This window comes from Alteromonas gracilis (assembly GCF_043642145.1).
Classification (GTDB): domain Bacteria; phylum Pseudomonadota; class Gammaproteobacteria; order Enterobacterales; family Alteromonadaceae; genus Alteromonas; species Alteromonas gracilis_B.
The window spans coordinates 25,032-43,000 of record NZ_JBHZRZ010000005.1; the positions used below are offsets into that span (position 1 = coordinate 25,032).

21 protein-coding genes are annotated in these 17,969 nt (G+C 42.1%); 1 reads left to right on the forward strand and 20 read right to left on the reverse strand.

Annotated elements, in window-relative coordinates; translation table 11 throughout:
* Positions 1-30: 30 nt before the first annotated feature.
* Both ACHUFN_RS11505 and ACHUFN_RS11510 read right to left on the reverse strand, forming a co-directional pair.
* On the reverse strand, positions 31-591 hold the full coding sequence (locus tag ACHUFN_RS11505) for a hypothetical protein (protein WP_394222526.1): 561 nt from the start codon (positions 589-591) through the stop codon (positions 31-33).
* A 217-nt stretch (positions 592-808) separates the two neighbouring features.
* Positions 809-1,123: a hypothetical protein gene (locus ACHUFN_RS11510; RefSeq protein WP_394222527.1), complete on the reverse strand. Its 315-nt coding sequence runs from the start codon at positions 1,121-1,123 to the stop codon at positions 809-811.
* A 617-nt stretch (positions 1,124-1,740) separates the two neighbouring features.
* On the opposite strand from ACHUFN_RS11510, the gene ACHUFN_RS11515 reads away from it, so the two are divergent.
* Positions 1,741-2,163, forward strand: a complete 423-nt coding sequence (locus tag ACHUFN_RS11515; protein ID WP_394222529.1) for a hypothetical protein — start codon at positions 1,741-1,743, stop codon at positions 2,161-2,163.
* 35 nt (positions 2,164-2,198) lie between these two features.
* Here ACHUFN_RS11515 and ACHUFN_RS11520 read toward each other — a convergent pair whose 3' ends face one another.
* The 18 genes from ACHUFN_RS11520 to ACHUFN_RS11605 all read right to left on the reverse strand — a co-directional run bounded on the left by ACHUFN_RS11520 (position 2,199) and on the right by ACHUFN_RS11605 (position 17,945).
* Positions 2,199-3,062, reverse strand: coding sequence for a hypothetical protein (locus tag ACHUFN_RS11520; protein ID WP_394222530.1), 864 nt, complete (start codon positions 3,060-3,062; stop codon positions 2,199-2,201).
* Between the two features lie 220 nt (positions 3,063-3,282).
* Positions 3,283-3,423 (reverse strand): hypothetical protein, encoded by a 141-nt coding sequence (locus tag ACHUFN_RS11525; RefSeq protein WP_394222531.1) that lies wholly within the window; start codon positions 3,421-3,423, stop codon positions 3,283-3,285.
* 379 nt (positions 3,424-3,802) lie between these two features.
* Positions 3,803-4,303: a hypothetical protein gene (locus ACHUFN_RS11530; RefSeq protein ID WP_394222533.1), complete on the reverse strand. Its 501-nt coding sequence runs from the start codon at positions 4,301-4,303 to the stop codon at positions 3,803-3,805.
* 109 nt (positions 4,304-4,412) lie between these two features.
* Complete coding sequence (locus tag ACHUFN_RS11535) at positions 4,413-4,631, reverse strand: hypothetical protein (RefSeq protein ID WP_394222534.1); 219 nt, start codon at positions 4,629-4,631, stop codon at positions 4,413-4,415.
* A gap of 1,147 nt (positions 4,632-5,778) precedes the next feature.
* Positions 5,779-6,291, reverse strand: coding sequence for a hypothetical protein (locus tag ACHUFN_RS11540; protein ID WP_394222535.1), 513 nt, complete (start codon positions 6,289-6,291; stop codon positions 5,779-5,781).
* 53 nt (positions 6,292-6,344) lie between these two features.
* Positions 6,345-8,420: a fimbria/pilus outer membrane usher protein gene (locus tag ACHUFN_RS11545; RefSeq protein WP_394222536.1), complete on the reverse strand. Its 2,076-nt coding sequence runs from the start codon at positions 8,418-8,420 to the stop codon at positions 6,345-6,347.
* A 5-nt stretch (positions 8,421-8,425) separates the two neighbouring features.
* On the reverse strand, positions 8,426-8,773 hold the full coding sequence (locus ACHUFN_RS11550; RefSeq protein WP_394222537.1) for a fimbrial biogenesis chaperone: 348 nt from the start codon (positions 8,771-8,773) through the stop codon (positions 8,426-8,428).
* A 316-nt stretch (positions 8,774-9,089) separates the two neighbouring features.
* Positions 9,090-9,320, reverse strand: a complete 231-nt coding sequence (locus ACHUFN_RS11555; protein WP_394222538.1) for a hypothetical protein — start codon at positions 9,318-9,320, stop codon at positions 9,090-9,092.
* Between the two features lie 421 nt (positions 9,321-9,741).
* Positions 9,742-9,948, reverse strand: a complete 207-nt coding sequence (locus tag ACHUFN_RS11560) for a hypothetical protein (protein ID WP_394222539.1) — start codon at positions 9,946-9,948, stop codon at positions 9,742-9,744.
* Between the two features lie 220 nt (positions 9,949-10,168).
* Positions 10,169-10,339 (reverse strand): hypothetical protein, encoded by a 171-nt coding sequence (locus tag ACHUFN_RS11565; RefSeq protein ID WP_394222540.1) that lies wholly within the window; start codon positions 10,337-10,339, stop codon positions 10,169-10,171.
* Positions 10,339-11,364 (reverse strand): hypothetical protein, encoded by a 1,026-nt coding sequence (locus ACHUFN_RS11570; RefSeq protein ID WP_394222541.1) that lies wholly within the window; start codon positions 11,362-11,364, stop codon positions 10,339-10,341. Before ACHUFN_RS11570 ends, ACHUFN_RS11565 begins: the two co-directional genes overlap by 1 nt.
* A gap of 175 nt (positions 11,365-11,539) precedes the next feature.
* Positions 11,540-12,118: a hypothetical protein gene (locus ACHUFN_RS11575; protein WP_394222542.1), complete on the reverse strand. Its 579-nt coding sequence runs from the start codon at positions 12,116-12,118 to the stop codon at positions 11,540-11,542.
* A gap of 21 nt (positions 12,119-12,139) precedes the next feature.
* A complete protein-coding gene (locus ACHUFN_RS11580) occupies positions 12,140-12,463 on the reverse strand; it encodes a hypothetical protein (protein WP_394222543.1) in 324 nt (107 codons plus the stop codon).
* 289 nt (positions 12,464-12,752) lie between these two features.
* Positions 12,753-13,457 (reverse strand): DNA-methyltransferase, encoded by a 705-nt coding sequence (locus ACHUFN_RS11585; RefSeq protein ID WP_394222544.1) that lies wholly within the window; start codon positions 13,455-13,457, stop codon positions 12,753-12,755.
* 3 nt (positions 13,458-13,460) lie between these two features.
* Positions 13,461-13,631 carry a hypothetical protein gene (locus ACHUFN_RS11590; protein WP_394222545.1) on the reverse strand — a complete coding sequence of 57 codons (171 nt, stop codon included), beginning with the start codon at positions 13,629-13,631 and terminating at the stop codon, positions 13,461-13,463.
* A gap of 37 nt (positions 13,632-13,668) precedes the next feature.
* On the reverse strand, positions 13,669-13,887 hold the full coding sequence (locus ACHUFN_RS11595) for a hypothetical protein (RefSeq protein WP_394222546.1): 219 nt from the start codon (positions 13,885-13,887) through the stop codon (positions 13,669-13,671).
* Between the two features lie 108 nt (positions 13,888-13,995).
* Positions 13,996-14,466 (reverse strand): single-stranded DNA-binding protein, encoded by a 471-nt coding sequence (locus ACHUFN_RS11600; protein ID WP_394222547.1) that lies wholly within the window; start codon positions 14,464-14,466, stop codon positions 13,996-13,998.
* Positions 14,467-16,748: 2,282 nt separating this feature from the next.
* On the reverse strand, positions 16,749-17,945 hold the full coding sequence (locus ACHUFN_RS11605; RefSeq protein ID WP_394222548.1) for a DNA cytosine methyltransferase: 1,197 nt from the start codon (positions 17,943-17,945) through the stop codon (positions 16,749-16,751).
* Positions 17,946-17,969 lie beyond the last annotated feature (24 nt).

Genomic DNA, 17,969 nt, shown 5'->3' on the forward strand with positions numbered 1-17,969 from the left:
CTTTCCTCGAAGAGAAAGGGGTAGCCAGTATTAAGCAGCCGGTGATTTTAACTGTTGCAGGTTACGCGTTATCTCCTGCACCAATTGGTTCACCTCATCGTCACTTTCAAGAGGCTTGTTATGCAGACCTGCCTCGTAAATAAGCTTGATATCGTCTGCAAGCAGCGCACGAAGGGCGTTATACTTTCCATTAATATATTTTGCCAAGGTACCAATGAGGGTCTTTTCGTAATAGCTGGCACCATCACGGATGTGGGTAAGCACTTGAGGCGCACCATTGTACAGTGCCAAAGACAAAACGGTACCGCCTGCCAATGACTCACTGATTTTGTCAAAGTCGTCACCCCTAAAGATACACGAAGTGGTTACCCATTGCTTCAAAGCTTCAGGGCTCAAATCCCCATAGAATGATACGTAACTTCGATCACTGACGATTGAAGGGTATAGGGGGTCGTTCTCAGAAACGGAATCCAATTCCCCCAAAAGCGAAACATCATTCACTGCCCAATAAATTTCTACTATAGGGAAATTTTCTTGCTCAAGTCGCGTCTTAAGAAAAGTAAAAATCAATGTTGTGTTTGGCATTGTCATCGCCTAGCTCCGTCCTTTGTTGATGTGTTTATTATGCATTAAAGGACGATTTGGCAATGGCAAAAAGAGGGAAAGCGCGAGTCTGTGGTAGACACGATTGATTGACAATAACAGGAATGAGCCACCAGCATTGACGCTGGTGGAAAGAAGACACATGCAGGATAAAAAGACGAACGTGACCTGCGCCCGTTTAAAGAACTTGTACCGGGGCCATTAATTAAGCAGCCAGCGAGTCTATAGTGCTTAAGTGTTGTTCTTCAATATGCTGTGTGGTCAAAGGCTTTATCTGTGACAGTGACGGCTCTATTCTGCTGGGGTGAATCCCAGTAAAAAGATAAAAGCGAAGCAGGATAGCGTCAGTCGGCCCATTGTTGATGGCATCGCTGAAGGTAGATCTTTTAATCCCCAACATCTCTGCGCCAATGGTCTGGTTCATCTTTATCTTTTTCGCTTTGCAATCACGAAGGAACGTCGTCCATTCATTACAGAATGCCCTCTGTCTTGCTAGTCGTTGTCGTTTAATGTCTACCATTGAATGTACATATCCTTAAAAATCTCAACCTGTAATATAACGAAAACCGTCAAGGAGGACTACCGCCTTCACTCAGAGCTCACGATTTGAAGGCCTTCATGTTGCCTCGTCGATTGTTGATAGTTTAAGTATGACAGCAGATTGCATATCGCAATGGGTAAACGAGTGGCGAACTGAGTCTCTGGCCAAATGTTGTCTATCGTGGAAATGCTAGGAATGACAAAAGGAAGGGACCAGCTGTACCGTATAAAGCTTGCTCGGAAGTAATTAATGTGACTGCTATTGGCAGACATCTTTATTAACTATAGATACGCTCTCACAAGATTGTGCTTACGATTTATAACAGAAACGGTCAGTCGAAATGGTACAATATTGAGAAGCACTAAGAGAATGAAGTCCGTGGTAGACATGAGAATAAGTCATGTAGAGGGTATACATTGAGTAAAAGAAGATCATTAAGATTGGTTCTCGCCGAGGCAGGAGCGCAGGCCGCTAAGGAGGCGATGGAAATAACAGGGAGGTCTATCAACGACTTTCCAGAATACTTTTTATCAGTATCTATTGCCCGGTGCGTCCACCAGCACTACAAGACACTGACCTTTTCTATGGAGGACTCCGTGAAGAGTATCTGTGAATCATTACAGATAGATGATGGACAAATCTTGCGGCACGGTAACGTAGACATAGTGGTACGCTCACAGAGAACAGGGAACGTCAGGCATGTTATCGAGTTGAAGCGGAGCTATAATTTAGAAGGCCACCTTGCTGACATAATTCGATTAGCTGACTTCTCTTCGGCTGCTGCTGCTGGACACTCGTTAGAAAGAAACTTTATGGTTGTTATCGCTGCTCCTTCAGAAAGTGCAACAGAGGCTCGCTGGGAGCTAATAAACGAGCATATTAGTGAGTTATTCGACGATACGATTTCATTAGTCTGTACACCCATTGCATTTGAAGAAGGAATGTCCAGCACACGAGAGGGCCGGACGAATAAAAAATTGCTCATGGGTGAGGTATGGGAAGTGGGGTATGTAGGTTAAGCTGAAAAACTGAAATTTATCAGTGCAGTTATCTATCATACATTGCCAATCAGTGTCACCGAAATATCGTAATCGGGAAAAATCGCCAGATATTGATTTTCAGTAATTTCGAGAGAGGCTTTTATAACATCTTCACCCGAATAACCATGCTTGTAGAGAAGTTCTTTTAAATTAACTAATTGCGATTGAAGATTTTCTTCTAAACCTTTTAATAGCCTTCGTTGTTTGTCAGTATTGATAATTGATTGGGCGTTGTAACCACTAGTTACAACGCCACCACCAGTAGGTGCGTATACCGTTCCATCTGATACAGTAAACATGCCGTTCACATTTTTCGCTCTTAAAATTAGCCTTTCACTCTCTGATACTTTTGTAGCAGAAATAACATTATTTAATCGGTAAAGACTCAGGGCATCAGGCCAATTCCTGTGTAGAGTTTCAACTATATCCTGATCAGCCCAAGCTCCATGTTGAAAAACATTGATTGCATAGAAGTTATCTTTCGCGACAAGAGCAAAGAGTAATGGCCCGGTTCTCTCAATGTAATTGCCGTTTAGCGCTTCGCCCAAATGAAAATGATGGACACCCCAGTCATTCAACAACGAATCTTTATTATTCAGTTTACTTACTAACTTGCTCAAATTTGGAGTTAAATCACCACCGGATTCAACTAGATTTTTTAAGCGTTCCCAACCCGTCTGAAGGTCTGACGGGCAACTAAAAACATCAGAAGTTTCAACATTTCGGCTTCTTTGTTCGGGTCTACGCTTTTCAGCGTTGAAGTACACATATGGCAACTCGTCCTCGCTAACGCCAGAAATATCATACCCCCAATGATTCTGAAGGATATCTTTAAGTATATTTAACCAGTCACCAAAAAAGTCGGACTTAAGCTGCATTTGTACTCCTTGTAAATAAACAGCATTTTACTAAGCCCCTATAGTAGCATCCGATTTCTGAGAAATGAGATAATCATAGTTATAAAGGGGAATACCCTCACAGGTTTAGACATTGAGGGCCCTTTTTTTAGGCGTTTACTCTGAAGGGCGCGATAGGAAACGCTCCCATGTTTGACGCTTCAAGTCCTCGATGTCTTCTACGGAAGTAAAAAGCCACTCATCAGTCACCAAAAAATACGAACGCTTCACCACTCCCATCCGGTTCAAGGTGAACCGTGGCAGTAATGTGGTTCATTTCGATATCATGCTCTGGGCACTGGCATTCATCATGCGTGCGGGTAGCGACAGTTACAAAAGGCATGGTTTAGTCACATCGGATTTTAACGTTCAGCTTTAATTGACTTTACTATGGGCAACACCGCACGATTAATATAATGGTGCACAATCATCGCGCAGGTTAAGACAGCCCACGCATTGAACAACTGAGAGTCAAGAATATAGGCAATAATAAAAGACCAATAAACAAAAAAACCACCTACAAAGAGTACAAATGAAAGAAGTGGACTTGACACATATAGTCGAGCCAATGAGGTGGCTATGCGTCGCTGCATATTACCCTCTTAGAGTTTCATGATATAGACCTATATTGTAATCATACATTTAGGTAAAAATGTGAATTAAGAGACTGATTTTATGCCTTTGATGGACAACGCTGGTGGAGAGTTCAATAATCAGGAGCCCTAAGCCTGCGTATCAATAGCGTCGACGATAGACTCAACGGCACGCGTCATTGATTTTCTGTCGGCGTATTTTACTGTATCGATACCTGCCTCCTTAATTTGAATGCACTCATCACGTAACTGTTTGGATATCATTAGCGCCTCAGTTGCTAGTTTTTGCCTAAGATTAGTGAGCGCATATAGCTCCGTTCCCGTCATTGCAATGGTCTTTGATAACTCAAAAGACATGCCGCGAGTGTCATGTTTAGACACCTTGTCAGAGTATTTAATTGCAATGGTTACTCCACGCTCTTTGATTGCCTTAATTGCATCCAATCTTACGTCAGTGCTATCAAGCAAACGATTGGCTGCCTCTTCGAGCATAATAGAAGAGAAGAAACCATAAAAAGCAACACCACCGATACCACTCTCACTGATCGACCAAACTGGCTCTTCGCTAGGCAAGCGATACTGGCGCAAGCGGTGGGCTAAGAAAGCATCAATAAGTGATGGATTTTGCATGGCGGTCGTCTCCTTCATTTCATACTTTGAGTATGCCATGAGTAATAATAACGCTAGGGAAAAGCGGCAGGCCTAGCGTGTCCACCAGAGACATGAAATAAGAATACTTTTATGAGAAAGGGTTAAAACCTTCATCCCTGTACAATTGATATTCTATCAGGCTTAAGAAAAGGCCAGCAGAAGTCATGACCCAAGCGAGGAATAAAACAAAGAGATGAACGCTCTCATCGGCCAAAAAGCCAAGATGACTAAAGAAAGGCAATAGGGTTTGCGTTAGAGGGCCGAGTGAAAGTAGGACGAAGATAACAATAAAACGATAAATCTGCATAAACACCCCCTAAGCGTTTGAATGGAGGATATGAGTGTAATGCAACAAAAACTTGGAGTTCTTCACTAAGATAGCAACTTTATGATGTTATCGGTGAACTGATGAATAGGTTGATTGCGTAATTAACATGCCATTAGGCATAGTTTCACCTTGTAGAGATGACTCTACCCTCCCGCCCCCTGCTAGATTGCAGGGGGTTTTTAATGCCTTGGTGGCTGGTAAGGGGTGACCGCCCGGAGGCGGCCTTGCGCTGCGTAGGAGGACAACGAATTAGGTAAATAATTGATGAGGTAATCATGCCATGGTTCCCAACCGGGCAACCCATCAACACGCTTCTCCCATGGACAATACACCTTCACATGCATTGACGAAGCTCAATACCCCGGCGCATTCTGCGACGAAGAAAGAATAATGGCAGAAAAAATACAGGTCTCGAAGCATTTATAAAAAAGCTATCTATCAAAGACCTGATTTTATTTTTTATGAAATTATTCTGGCCAGTACGAGCCTCAAACAAACGGAACGGCGAATAGCTCGGAAAAAGGCGGCAACGCCACGCGCACCTGTCATGTCAACGAGCAGGTTTTCTCATATGTTGAAAACAACCTAAGCGTTAGCTTATCGTATATTTCCAATTTAGTTTGCCCGTAGCAGATATTACGAACAAGCTTAATTGGCATTGCATGCGAATCCATCAATGATGGCCGACATCGTATAAAAGGCAAAAAAAAGCGCTCATTGGAGAGCGCAAAGGGTAATTTAATTTTTACAATTGGTGGGAACTATTCACCAATGAAGAAAGCATAACAGAGGGGTCTTACACTAATGTGAATTAAGACCTGAAATTTAAGACCTTAAATAATTCTAAAAGGGGCTAGGCCGCCTGCGTATTAAGTGCTGTGCCTTAAATTATCTTCAACATGAAGCACTGCCTCTCGTTTAATGCAAGTCTTCACCGCGTGTCGCCGTAAATGAAATAGCGTTCGGCGTTTCAAGTACTTCTCAATACTCGCCAAATGAGCTCTTAATTAGTATGGATATATTATGTATTGTTTGAAGAAACGCTTACGGTGACAACATTATTGCCACCACAGCGTTGAACCTAAAGCAATTAAAGAAAGTCAAAAATAAAGCCTATTTATGGAAATTACATGATCTCCATGCCTCCACCATCTACATTAGAGCCATCTGGCAACATAACAAATATCTCTGCAATCGTGAATAAGTTGAAGGCTGTCGTTGGTGGGCCCAGCGACTCTACGTCGTCGACAAGATGAGCAGTAAAATCGACTACAACGGTCTGCTCACCTGTTCCCGGAGGCGTGATGCTAAGGGGTCCTTCATCCATGATATTTTCATAAACTAAGGCCGCCCCGCGAGCCGTAAACACTACTACTCCATCTAAGCTGAATAGCGGAGGGATGCTAATACCGATGTTGTCATCAATATAGGCAAAATTACACTCGAGGGTAACACTAAAATCTATAGAACGGCTTTCACCAATTAATGAGTTAGTGAAGTCCAGAGCGACAGGCGCGTCAGAAACGCCACAAATGGTTGAAAAGCTAGTTTCAACAGGAAACGATGCAGCACTTTGTGCCATTGAAGAAAGTGATGTCACTGAAAGAGCTAACGCCAATAAAGTAGATTTAATTTTCATAGTTATTCCTATGCTGTAGTTAAGAAGCCCATTATTGAGCAGGTTTAATAAAATTAAATATCACATGAAATCTTTGATTTTTTGTATACCGCAGACACTGTAAGCGAGGTGTTGCAAATAGCTTCACCCTTACGCATTACGCTTGCTGAATACTCACCGATAGGCAGCGATTTGACGAAAAAGCCAACCTTTTCGAAAAAGGTAAATGTTTTGTCATCTATGCTAAGTACATCTCCTTTTTTTCCACCAGAAAAAGTGAAATTTGCCCCCGGAGAAACAAATTCAGCTCTAATCTTGTAGGCCCCAACTCTCCCAGACGAAAAAGTCGCTGACGGCGAAGCCAAAGAAGAGAAAATGTCACGGGAAGACAGCGCAAAGGAGGTGTCTCTGTATGTAGGGAGACTAAGCGCGGTACTCTGTCCATCAATAATACTGGACTTTTGAAAATGGCCATTGATATCAATATCGCCACCTTTAGCCTCTATAATACCAATTGCCTGAGCCCGATTGCGTATCGCAGACCAGTTGTTACCATCAAAGATAAGACTACCGTTGACATCAATGGCGTGCTCTCCACGTTCAGTGCTGTATCGTGCATTAACTTGCATTGAAGGTGTAGCGGCTGATGCCTGAAGCAGACCGCCTTGTTCACGAGAATGTGATGCGTTGTAGATCAGTTGTATACCATCGTAATTATGTGCAGCGCTCATATAACCTCTAACATCGTTATCTGAGATCGATAACGATGCACTGCCTAAGCCGTTAAAGGCGAAGCTTAAGGTAAGAAAAAAGCTGGTCTCAATGTCACTGCGTTGTATATTCCCAGATAAAGAAACACCATTATTAAATGTGGTGAAAATAGAGCCTGAATAGACATCCCAATGTTGTCGATTAACGTAGCTTCCAGAAAAGCTAACGTTGCCTATCCGATAACTTGCACGCACGGTTGAGAACGTTCTATCCGAGAAATTATCTAACGTATTATCGTCTACGTAAGACGCTGAAAAGCGAAAGTACTTATAGGAATAGTTATAGCCTATGTCCATTTGGGACCCAGTGTCTGATTGTGAAAAGCCACTAACTATTGCGCCGTAAAGCGTACTTATTCCACCGTAGACACCTGCTATATAATTGTTTTGCGTACCAAGAAAAGAGGTGTTCATCCAAACGTTATCCGTTATGCCATACTCAAAATTAGCAGCCAAACCGTAGTCGTAGCGAAATGGCCCACGGTTAAACTGACCAAACGCCACATTTACGTTGGTATCTCCTTTAGGAAGCGCCTGTGCATCGAAGTAGAATTGATAATAGTCAGCCGTCTCAGAGTTTTTCCTGACTTCGATATCCATGTATCCGCTACCGAAAATGTCCTCGATCGAGAATTGGCCTGCGCCTTGATACCCTTTGTAAATGGTTCTGCCATTAGCAATGACTTCCACCTCTGTATGACTTTCAATATCAATGGACAAATTATCAGATAGTCCATAGACATCAGTTAAACGAGGATCGGTAGTAAAGTACCCAATACCGGCTAAACCATAATTGCCGCCCCAAGCGAGACGTGATGTATTAATATCCCCAACGACAATTTCATATTCATCAATGATGTTTTCATGAATGAATTGAATATTTTGCAGTTCGCTACCACGTCCTTCGTAGTAATCAGTTCGGGCATTCAATGTGCCCCAAGGCGTAGAAAAATTATTATCAAGAAATAAAGAACGTCTATCGTCAAACTTGCCGCGATAATTTACCCAATAGGCCCATGTCTGTTCGGAAGCACCTGATAGGTTTATTGAATTAGACATCAACGAAACGCGGCTATCATTCGACTGAAAACTGGAGAAAGGATAAACCTGAATGTTAATGCCGTTCTTCTGTACTTCTGCAAAGTCCTCTAGAGCAATACATTCGCCACAATGAGGTATGGTTTTGCTGGCGACCTGAGTAGTCAAACCCAGTCTCTCGAAGATAGGAATAGGAATATAATTTTTGCCTTCGAACTCATAAATGAAGCCAGATACTTTTTTGTTATCAAGCAGCAGCTCACCGAAGAACGCAGAGGCGTCAACCGGAGATGAAAGCAGTAACGAGCTTGAAAGTAGGGCGCACAAGAGAAGGCGAAGCATGGTATTTAATTACCTATTACGCCTATTTTAAAGTTATAGCCGTCACCTATTTTAACAATGACATAGTTCTTGTCAGACTCATTCGGCTCTGCCATAAACGCAACGTTAATTGCTTGTTTCTCACCCGGCCCTAACTTCTCAATCACAGGTGGATAAACCATTACGTTGTCGTTGTCGGAGTAAGAAGTCACGAAGGTTGCTTTATCCGAAGTATTTTCGACATAGATGACACTTGGAATTCCAACACCCACATTCGATAAATTCATTGGGTAGGCTCTAATACCCCCAGATATCGCTGAGTTAGAAAGCATTGCAGTTAATATTGCTGTAGTAAGTAGTAATTTCCGAAACATACGTATCCATAACACCAATTGATATGGTAAAAGGATAAAGGAAGTCTTATTTGCTAAAGGGGGATTAAGAAGCTGATTTTTCGTGTTTAATGAAAATGGAGCGATGCCTTCAGAGGAGGTGGAAAAGACATGAAAAATACCGCTCTCAGGCGAGAGCGGCAAAACAAGGAAAAATCACATCCAAGAATAAATACAGGAACAGTAAAACTTGGACACTATTAGATTAGCTGTAACTTGTGGTGGTGAGCGCCAATTAAGTGCATTCATTTGTCGCCTTATTCTATTTGCTAAAAAACTAAGATGTAGGAATCATCAGTTAATGCAATGTGGTGGCTGGAGATGGTAGTTCAGCAACCACAGCCTTCACCATAAAAGCAGTTTCGGGCGAAGAAGCCATACGAACCTCACGAATCAAACTTCTGACTTTACGACGGCGGTTAGCGCGGTCCTGACGTAAATATTTGCCGCTCATTGAAGAGGCATGACGCATCACAAAGTTAATATTAATAGCGAGTTTCTTATGGTCGATATATTCATTCAATGTCATTAAGCTTTGTACTCCTACTGGTTAACAAGGTGATATGTGTTATACACATCTGTTCCATTGCAACGAACCACTCGTTTAGTGCGGGTGCTGCACATTTCTTTCAAGGGTCCGTAGCAATTAGTGGTTAATGATTATGTGTTCCGAACATGACGTACTCTCCGCATCAATCGATAGGTCTATACTCTCACTAAATACGTTAACGCAACCGCAGCAGGTAATATAGAGTTAGTCTCCGGTAGATATACATTGTTTAATTGTGCAGGACGTTGATGGAACTCAGGACAAATAAAAACTGAAAAGGAAACGCTGCTCAAGCGAATAACAATGTCGACTATAGAGTGCTAAGAATAATAAACGCCTCGCAGTGGAGGCGTAACAGCGTTATGACAAGAAAGGTACTTTGTCTATTTCTAGAGAAAAACTAACCCAGCATCACTAACCTATCACTCTCTTGTTCAATTATGGTAGGGCGACGGTGACCGGCTTCCTCTAATAGGGCTTCCAGCTTCACTCGGTAATACTGCGTAGCGACCAGTTGGCCTGAAGCCACTAAATCCCCTTTTTTTTCGCGAAGACGTTTCTCATCATCGCGCATATCCATAATCAACCCACGTATATCTTCATTCATAGCTGTATCCTTTTCGTATGGTAATTTTACTAAGCAAAACTTGGAGGTAAGGGGGATTTTGCTCAACAATGAGTGCTCCCTCAGAACGGCTTAGTTGTAACTACTGTAATGCAGTTTGGGACAGTGCAAGGGTATTAAGGGGGTAAATTAGTGTCGCTGGTGGACATAGAGTGAAAAAATAACAGGAAATTAAAACCCGTCACATGGACGGGCTTTTAAACTATTCAGCGGTCATTTCGGTCTCAACAAGAGGTGGGAATTGTTTAGCTATCTTTTCTTTAGAGCGCTCTCTGAATGAGCACATAAACTCGTCTAAGCGCTTTTTGTCCTCAGGGCGAGGGTTCTTGCTTGAAAGAATAAAGCTTAACGGTACTCTCGATACGCGTGCCATTATACGTCTCCCTCTTTGAAAAATACGGTGTCAATAGAGGAATTTTGCATTTTGGTGTCTAAAAAGTCAACATATATCGACGCTAGACGGGCGGTAGCCACTAGCAATGACTCATGGCGATTCTCATTGCCAACCGCGTCATTAAAGGTGTTTGGCTCATTACTAGTCAGTACCAGCACTCCTAACGGGTCAGCTCCATCCATATAGTCATTGGTAGACAAAACAGGTACGCCAATTACACTGTGGTAGTATTCGTTATCTGCATCAACAAGTTGCGAGAAAGACGGTCTAGTGTTGGCGTTGTTGATGTCGTTCTCGATGATGAAATTGCCTGTAGAGAAAACCTGACCTGCGAAGCCTTCACGTCTACCCCATGAGCGATTTTGCTCATGAATACTTCCTACTTTACGGCGAAATGAAATATAAAGGCGTTCGCTTTTCTTATCCCAGAAATAAAGGGTCAGCATGAGCTTCGACGCGTTAGTGCCGTATAACAATGGTAGATTCTTCGATAGAGGCGTTAAAATCTTCTTTAATCCAGCTTTGTATTCTTCTTGAGAAGACGGTATTGCATTGCCGCCAATAGCCGCACGCAATTCAGCAAGCGAATATGTCAGGGCAAGTGTCGTTGCTTCAATAGACGAATCAAGGAACTCTAAACTCTCACGCATTTCGATGTTTTGCTTCGCTATTTTATCTTTAACTTCGTGTGCTTTTACCACCTGCTTAAGCATGTCTTGAAGTAAGAATAAAGGGTTGGAAGGGGGTTTGGTGGTAATGGTGTAGTAAACACTCGCGAGTGTTGTCAAGGCAAGCAGTGTCACTAACCAGCCATATAGTTCATCCCCCATATTGCTTTTATACGTGAAGATGACCGAAAACATTAGCGGAGCAATAATGCTGGCGTATACGGTTAACCCGTTCTGAACCCAATGGTTAACGTGAAGTATTTTACGTGCGCTCTTTTCTGCTTCGTTGATGGCGTTGTGTACGTCAGCAGATAGATTTTTGTTGGGCGTTGTCATAGCGATAATCCTTGTAATTGATACCATCCATAGTACCCCAGTACTCTATATGACAAGCCCCACAAGAGGAAGCAACTTATAATGCGCTTTGTATAGCACGTCCACCAGAGAGCAGTAATCCGCTGCTGGGTGTGTCGCTGGTGGACAAGGATAGGAAAGTTAAAGTGGTCTACTATTACGCGTCTAGAAACGCATAGGCAGGCTTAAGATCGTCCTCATTGTGTGTAATCCCTTTATTCATTTGAATATAGAACTCGCACGCCTCTTTATCGCTTTCAAACTGATAGATATTAAGCAATAAGTTCAATCGTGGAAATATACCGCCTGATTTCACCATATCCCAGTACAGGTCACCAAAGACGGGGAACTGACCCTCTTGGTAAGCGGCAATGGCTGTCAGTCTTTGTAGGCCGTCCAGTATCAGGCAGTTATCCATATCATGTTCGGCGCTTGATAAGTCGTAGAAATGTATTTTTGTTTCGCAGCCTGAAAGCAGGTTCTCGACGAACGTAATCTGCATTTGCTGCGTCCACTTTGTATTCTCTCGTTGAAACGCCGGGGTCAGACGCGACAATACTTCTTCAGGAGACAAGCCTTGTTCATTTGCAGCCTCAGAGACATCGAGGTTATAAAGTAAAACCCCCGTATCAGGTACAAAAACATTCTTAAAATCGATGTTCACTGAATATCGAGGAGAAACGTTGAATGCACTCTTAGAAATGATAGATTTTAGTCTTATTAGATGTTCGTTCATTTTTATTCCTTGATGAAATAGCTACCTAGCCTTCACACTGAAAGCATGATTGAAGATGCCGCGCTCGAAGTCTGAACTTAATTTACCAATGTGGATAAATTCGTAGTTGCAAAGCGCCCTAGATAGTCTCGCTGGAACAACATCCATGATTTCAATACAGCGCTCAGAAAAGCCGTCATAGCGCCCGTTCGGGAAAAGAATGGAAACACCATGATGACCACCTATAGTGTAGTTTTCATAAACTACACCAAGAGTACCAGCTGGATTACCAAGGCAGCCTCTGCCAATAGTGCATACCATACCAACAGGAAAAGCGGTGTGCATAGTAATTGATGAATCTTTCATTTTACGCTACTCCGAATGATGTAACTTAACAATACGCCTTGTCGATAACCCACTCTACCCTGAATTCAGGTCGCACAAGGTTGTACGTCGGGTCCACGGTGGAAAAATAATAAAGTGGTTGAATAAAGTCTCAAACTACCTCTTTCTTTGGGAGAAAAAGTTCAGGGAGCACTGGGCCAACCGCATTGCATTTTAAAGGAAGGTCAACAGTAGAAAGTCCGATAAGGGCATTGTTTGAGCAGCTTAACTTAGAGGAGTGGCGCATCCTTGCGCCTGCCATGAACACGGTTTAAAAATTGGCGAGAGATAGTTGCTTTCGAGGTTGATAAAGGCATTCACTGCTTGAAAATGGCGTCAGCCGACGTTTGATATCAGCGCAAGCTTTGGCAGATACTTCCGACCCAATAGCATAGCGAGAAAGATTTAATGCTGCCTCTAATGTGCTACCTGAGCCAGCAAACATATCCATTACGATTTCACCTTCATCTGAAGAATTGGCAATTAGAGCTTCCATCAAAGAAACAGGCTTCTCGGTAGGGTAAGCGCCTCGAACGCGTTTATGTCTAAGTACATCTGACCAACCAAGATCATTTAATCGGCGTTTGCCCTTTTCTAGGTAACATATCACTTCGTGTTGGCTACGCCAGCTGTACCCCATACCAATTGAGTCTTTGTCCCAGATAAGCAACTTTTTCCAAGTAAACCCACAAGCAATAGCGGCCTCGCGTATGACGTAGTGGGTTTCTTGGTCACACAATACATAACAGTGACTGTCAGGCTTTAGTATCCGAAACATGTCTGCCACAGACTCTGCTAACTTTTCATTGGATATTACAGGGAACCAGTCATTTGTTAGGCGTGTGGTCGTACCCACGGCCCGGTGCTTCTCCAAAGAAGAGTAGGGAGGGTCTGTAACAATTAAATCTACAGACTCGTCTTCGACGTCTTTAAGCAGCGTGAGACTGTCTGCATTAATTATCTGATACGCACTCATAGATTACTTCTCTCTGGTATTTTTGATATGACGTTGCGCAGCCTTAATTGCTGCCTCTTCACTACCAAATGTTCTTGGACCCTTTTTACCCATGAGCACACATCCATCAATCAACACAATATATGGACGTGCCGCCTCATAATGCCTTTCCCAGCGCCTTGCTTCTAATTTCATGTACTTTTTAATCCTAAGCGCTATTGGGTAATGTCCACTAATGCTCTCTGTATGCAGTTTCAACAGGAGATTCTGCAATGCGCTTTCCCGTCTTAGCGTGTTCAATCCACGCACGCCAACCATGGTTTGATACATTTTCAAACGCTTCATTCGCTTCAGAACGCTTTAGAGGCCCACAAAGAGCAGTACGTACCTTACTGAAAATATTTGGGTTGCCTGCAACAAATTTCACGTTCCATATTTTCTGACTCATCATTTTTATCCTATTAAATTAAAATTGAGGTCTATTTTTATTCCCTGTGTGCATTCTACATCAAGAATGAGGGGAGTGGTGCGTCCTTGCACCTGCTATGAACCTAGTGCGTTAGTAGTTATTAGTTCCATTATTCTGCTGTTGGCAAGGTGGTGGCTGCATATAACCAGTATTCTGCGGTGCAGATGTAGACTGTTCTTGTGACTGGTACTGGCCTTGTGGCTGCGCGTCGGCTAATGGGCGCTCTTTACCGCGACGCAGCACATCAAAAGAGCTAACAATAACTTCAGGCGTCTTTTTGTCCTTGCCATGCTGATCTTGCCATTTTGAATTAATTAATTTGCCTTCTAAATAAAGCTCAGTCCCTTTTTGCACCATCTCATTGATGAGTTCAGCCGTTTTGCGGTAAGCGGTCATTTTAAACCACTCGGTACGCTCCACTCTGTTACCTTGGGCGTCTTTGTACCATTCGCTTGCGGCCAGCGAGAAATTAACAACCATGTCGCCTGAAGGAAGATTGCCTACATCGATATCTGAACCTACATTGCCTTTAGCTATAACTTTAAAAAATCCGCGTGACATATGAATTACCTCTAGTTGTTTAAAGTTGTTAACCTGTTTTGCCTTTCGACACATTTAGAATGACACGGTATGACATCACGCAAGTGGCGAAGCGTCGTCAATGGGAGAAGCCACAGCCAATCGGGTAATAAACACAAGAGTCATGTCTATCACTGACATCAGACGCTAAACCAGTAATCAATTCAGATACAAAATAAAAAGCCCTTTTTGAAAGGGCTTTGATGTAGGAAAAGGTAGATATGTAGCGTTTAAGTCGTTATCAGGTAGACAAACGTAACAAGCATGAGCCCAAAAAATTGCAGACGTTTAACACGCACTTCCGCCGTAGGTGATATCTAGCAGGTTTTATTATTGTTTGAGTGATAGCGAGTAATAAAAGAACTGCGTTATACCGGCTTTCTTACTGGAAGTGCTTATTATATTTTTACAGGAATTCCCACGTTCTTTTTATACTATGCATTGATTCAACATACTCGAAACTAACCTCCCAATAAAATTTATTTTCTGAGAAGAACCCTTTATTTGTCGGTTCCTTGTCGTGCGGGATAGTAAAGCTGAAACCTAAGAATGTTTTACAGTTTACATGATTAATCTTTGTTGTCGCGCTTGACTGCCACACTATATCTTCTCGGCTGTCGTCCCCCCTCATTGTGCGGTGCCACAGAGTAATTGATATTTCTTTAACTCTATTAAAGTTTGACTTTTCAATTTCAATAGAACCTTTGAATTCCTCGCCAATTGTGCAGAATGATGGTGTTAGTGTTAATGGGGTCTTGCCCAACTTATAAAATTTCCGCTTTTGATAAGCGCCTATCGTCCATAAAATAATGGAAAATAAAAAAAGCCCCCAGAAAATAAGTATATAGCAGGTGAACTTGCCTCAGTTGATATGTAAAGAAAGGTAATTGCAGAAAGAAATAAAACTACGCCAAAAATTTGAAGGCTAATACCATGTTTGCTCTCTTGGCTGTGTATGACTTTATTTATTTTATCCAAAACTTTTATTCCTTCATATGTAGCCGTGATTGAATGCAAATATAAAACCCGCATAAGTCGAAGATAATGCTTAGCTGTGAAAAGAAACGGAGTCAAGCATTGACAAACCCATCATTTAAGCATCTATTTTAAGCCCATTACAATTTCTTTCACGTCTTAAGTAAAAGGTACATGATGCCACCACTAAATAGTAACAACACAATAAGCATAAACACAGAGTTGTTAATTTTGACCAGTGAACAGTTCTATCTGCGATAGCTTCACAAGGCTTGTCTGAATTTACAAATACACGAATTGGCTTACCAGCTTTTTGATAGGATTTAAATTTATAAGCTAATTGTTCCAAGGGGCCATTATCTGTACCTTCAACCCTCAAAACCCGGCGTCCAACGCAATTAGCGCCCCCAAAATCTTTTTAAATTTTCGCGTAACTTAACTTACTTTGATAATTTTGCATTTAAACACTCTCCCGGCGAATAGCAATAGCATTGAAATAAAGAACATAAAAAAGGAGCTTGGTTTAACACCGTTTTCTAACACTCCATAACTAGGGTAAAGAGCCGGATAAAAAATTTTCACCTTTTCCCCAGTACCGTATTTTTTGAGCTTTGCCGAGCTAAACGTTCTTTTTTTAAATTGGATTCTTGGATTAAGTGAAACAATATCTGAGACGTACTGAATAGAGTCAACGTTGTAAGTGAACTCTATAAGTGCTTCATCAACGTAGCCAATTCCAGTCCTAACGGTAACTCTATTGGACGACAAAATTATCCCTTCAGTCTCGTCCCAATAATAAGAAGCTATACCTAACAACAACCCATAAGTAGACAATGGTAGAAAAAATAAATTAAGGAAAAAGCATGCTGAATAGAGTTTTTTATACATAACCATCATCTTCTAAAAAATGTGTTACTAAATCGGGTCCGTGAAAGCAGAATCGACTAAGTAAAATTTTGCACAAAAGAGCTAGAGTTACTGGCGGTGATTCCATTACTTAAGAGTGGCTTTTAAATATGCACATATTCTTCGAGTTAGGCTATTGTTTTTGGCCTTGAAATTTTTATTGCATCAAGGCCCGCTTCAGGTAGGCTAGAGCCTTTAAGCATATTCTAAATACCTATCGTAAAGTCGATATCAGTCAACTGTGATTATTGTCACCACAAATTAAATTTGCAGAAGATTTATTAAAATAACTGAGATCTCATATCACGCAAGTGAGACGATTTATCAATCTTCATGAGAATCCACAGTTGAAAAAGCTAGGGCTTATTCTCTATCAGGCAGTTCTAACAAGCCAAATCCAGCTCAAACTGTTTTATCGGAACATCTTTGACAATTAATGGTTGAGATGCCAAAGGGGCAAACACATGTTTTTCCACCCACGCCACAGCCTGCGGTACAACCGAATCTCCTGTACATTGATATGCCTGTTTTGCGTTTTCAGGAAGCTCAAAACAGTCATCGAATCCCATTAAACGGGCAGATTCTCTCGGAGAAACACACTTAAATCGATAACATCCTTTACCTGCCACAAGCACCCAGCAGCGACTACTGCCACCCTTATAGGGGCGTTGTGCGGGGGCAAGGCCGGATGTTGATATCTCAGTAGCGTTATAGGAGGTTCCATCTGCACGCTTACGGCCTCTTCTCGCTACAGAGGCAACGCAGATTGCAGGAGAACGAACAAGTTTGTCGAAGCGGTCGCGCTGCACACCAGTTAGGTTAGCGACCAGCTCTTGAGTAAGTGCCTGTGAAGCCCAATCAGATGAATCAGAATTGAAGTCGATAAGGTCTTCCAATTGCACTGTACGTGTAGGTAACGCCGGTGTACCAATTGAACATATATCTAAATCAATATTCTTCGCCATCCAATCGCGTAATGGTTTTGGATAGAGCTTATTGCATTGAGGGATATCAGCTGCGGAGTTAATCGCTTTTAGGTTTTCATGTGCAATGGATTTTTTTATACAGTTAATAAATATACGAGGGCGACTCTGCGGAACAAAGTGAGAAGCACAGACGACGGTTAATACCACACTGTAACCCATTTCATTGACTGTCATTATCAGTGAACGAAGATCTTTTCCTTTTCCTCGCGAGATAAGACCCGTGGGGTTTTCAAGCATACCAAAGGGGTAACAAGATGCTCCACCTTTACTTCTAACCAAGCTCACCCACTTGTATACCACGCCAGATTGTATACCCATCAAACCGGTACGGTCTCCAGCACAGCTGGTATTTGTGCAAGGGTAGGTAGCAGAGACCAATGATGACTCTGGCACATCTGAAGGCGAAAGCTTATTAATATCTTCACAAACAATGTGGTCGCCGTGATTCTTTGCGTAATACTCAGACTTCATTTTATCAATGTCATTGGCCCAGATGGTTGACCAACTATTTAACCCAGCAGTAACACCACCAATACCAGCAAAGAATTCAACGTGTGTCTTTGATGGAATAACTTCATTCGTGTCTGGGTGCATTACTTTGGCTTCCTTCTATAAACA

Bases quoted from the DNA above. Each gene is read 5' to 3' on its own strand.
- ACHUFN_RS11505 (WP_394222526.1), bottom strand. From the start codon at position 591: ATGACAATGCCAAACACAACATTGATTTTTACTTTTCTTAAGACGCGA.
- ACHUFN_RS11510 (WP_394222527.1), bottom strand. From the start codon at position 1,123: ATGGTAGACATTAAACGACAACGACTAGCAAGACAGAGGGCATTCTGT.
- ACHUFN_RS11520 (WP_394222530.1), bottom strand. From the start codon at position 3,062: ATGCAGCTTAAGTCCGACTTTTTTGGTGACTGGTTAAATATACTTAAA.
- ACHUFN_RS11525 (WP_394222531.1), bottom strand. From the start codon at position 3,423: ATGCCTTTTGTAACTGTCGCTACCCGCACGCATGATGAATGCCAGTGC.
- ACHUFN_RS11530 (WP_394222533.1), bottom strand. From the start codon at position 4,303: ATGCAAAATCCATCACTTATTGATGCTTTCTTAGCCCACCGCTTGCGC.
- ACHUFN_RS11535 (WP_394222534.1), bottom strand. From the start codon at position 4,631: ATGCAGATTTATCGTTTTATTGTTATCTTCGTCCTACTTTCACTCGGC.
- ACHUFN_RS11540 (WP_394222535.1), bottom strand. From the start codon at position 6,291: ATGAAAATTAAATCTACTTTATTGGCGTTAGCTCTTTCAGTGACATCA.
- ACHUFN_RS11545 (WP_394222536.1), bottom strand. From the start codon at position 8,420: ATGCTTCGCCTTCTCTTGTGCGCCCTACTTTCAAGCTCGTTACTGCTT.
- ACHUFN_RS11550 (WP_394222537.1), bottom strand. From the start codon at position 8,773: ATGTTTCGGAAATTACTACTTACTACAGCAATATTAACTGCAATGCTT.
- ACHUFN_RS11555 (WP_394222538.1), bottom strand. From the start codon at position 9,320: ATGACATTGAATGAATATATCGACCATAAGAAACTCGCTATTAATATT.
- ACHUFN_RS11560 (WP_394222539.1), bottom strand. From the start codon at position 9,948: ATGAATGAAGATATACGTGGGTTGATTATGGATATGCGCGATGATGAG.
- ACHUFN_RS11565 (WP_394222540.1), bottom strand. From the start codon at position 10,339: ATGGCACGCGTATCGAGAGTACCGTTAAGCTTTATTCTTTCAAGCAAG.
- ACHUFN_RS11570 (WP_394222541.1), bottom strand. From the start codon at position 11,364: ATGACAACGCCCAACAAAAATCTATCTGCTGACGTACACAACGCCATC.
- ACHUFN_RS11575 (WP_394222542.1), bottom strand. From the start codon at position 12,118: ATGAACGAACATCTAATAAGACTAAAATCTATCATTTCTAAGAGTGCA.
- ACHUFN_RS11580 (WP_394222543.1), bottom strand. From the start codon at position 12,463: ATGAAAGATTCATCAATTACTATGCACACCGCTTTTCCTGTTGGTATG.
- ACHUFN_RS11585 (WP_394222544.1), bottom strand. From the start codon at position 13,457: ATGAGTGCGTATCAGATAATTAATGCAGACAGTCTCACGCTGCTTAAA.
- ACHUFN_RS11590 (WP_394222545.1), bottom strand. From the start codon at position 13,631: ATGAAATTAGAAGCAAGGCGCTGGGAAAGGCATTATGAGGCGGCACGT.
- ACHUFN_RS11595 (WP_394222546.1), bottom strand. From the start codon at position 13,887: ATGATGAGTCAGAAAATATGGAACGTGAAATTTGTTGCAGGCAACCCA.
- ACHUFN_RS11600 (WP_394222547.1), bottom strand. From the start codon at position 14,466: ATGTCACGCGGATTTTTTAAAGTTATAGCTAAAGGCAATGTAGGTTCA.
- ACHUFN_RS11605 (WP_394222548.1), bottom strand. From the start codon at position 17,945: ATGCACCCAGACACGAATGAAGTTATTCCATCAAAGACACACGTTGAA.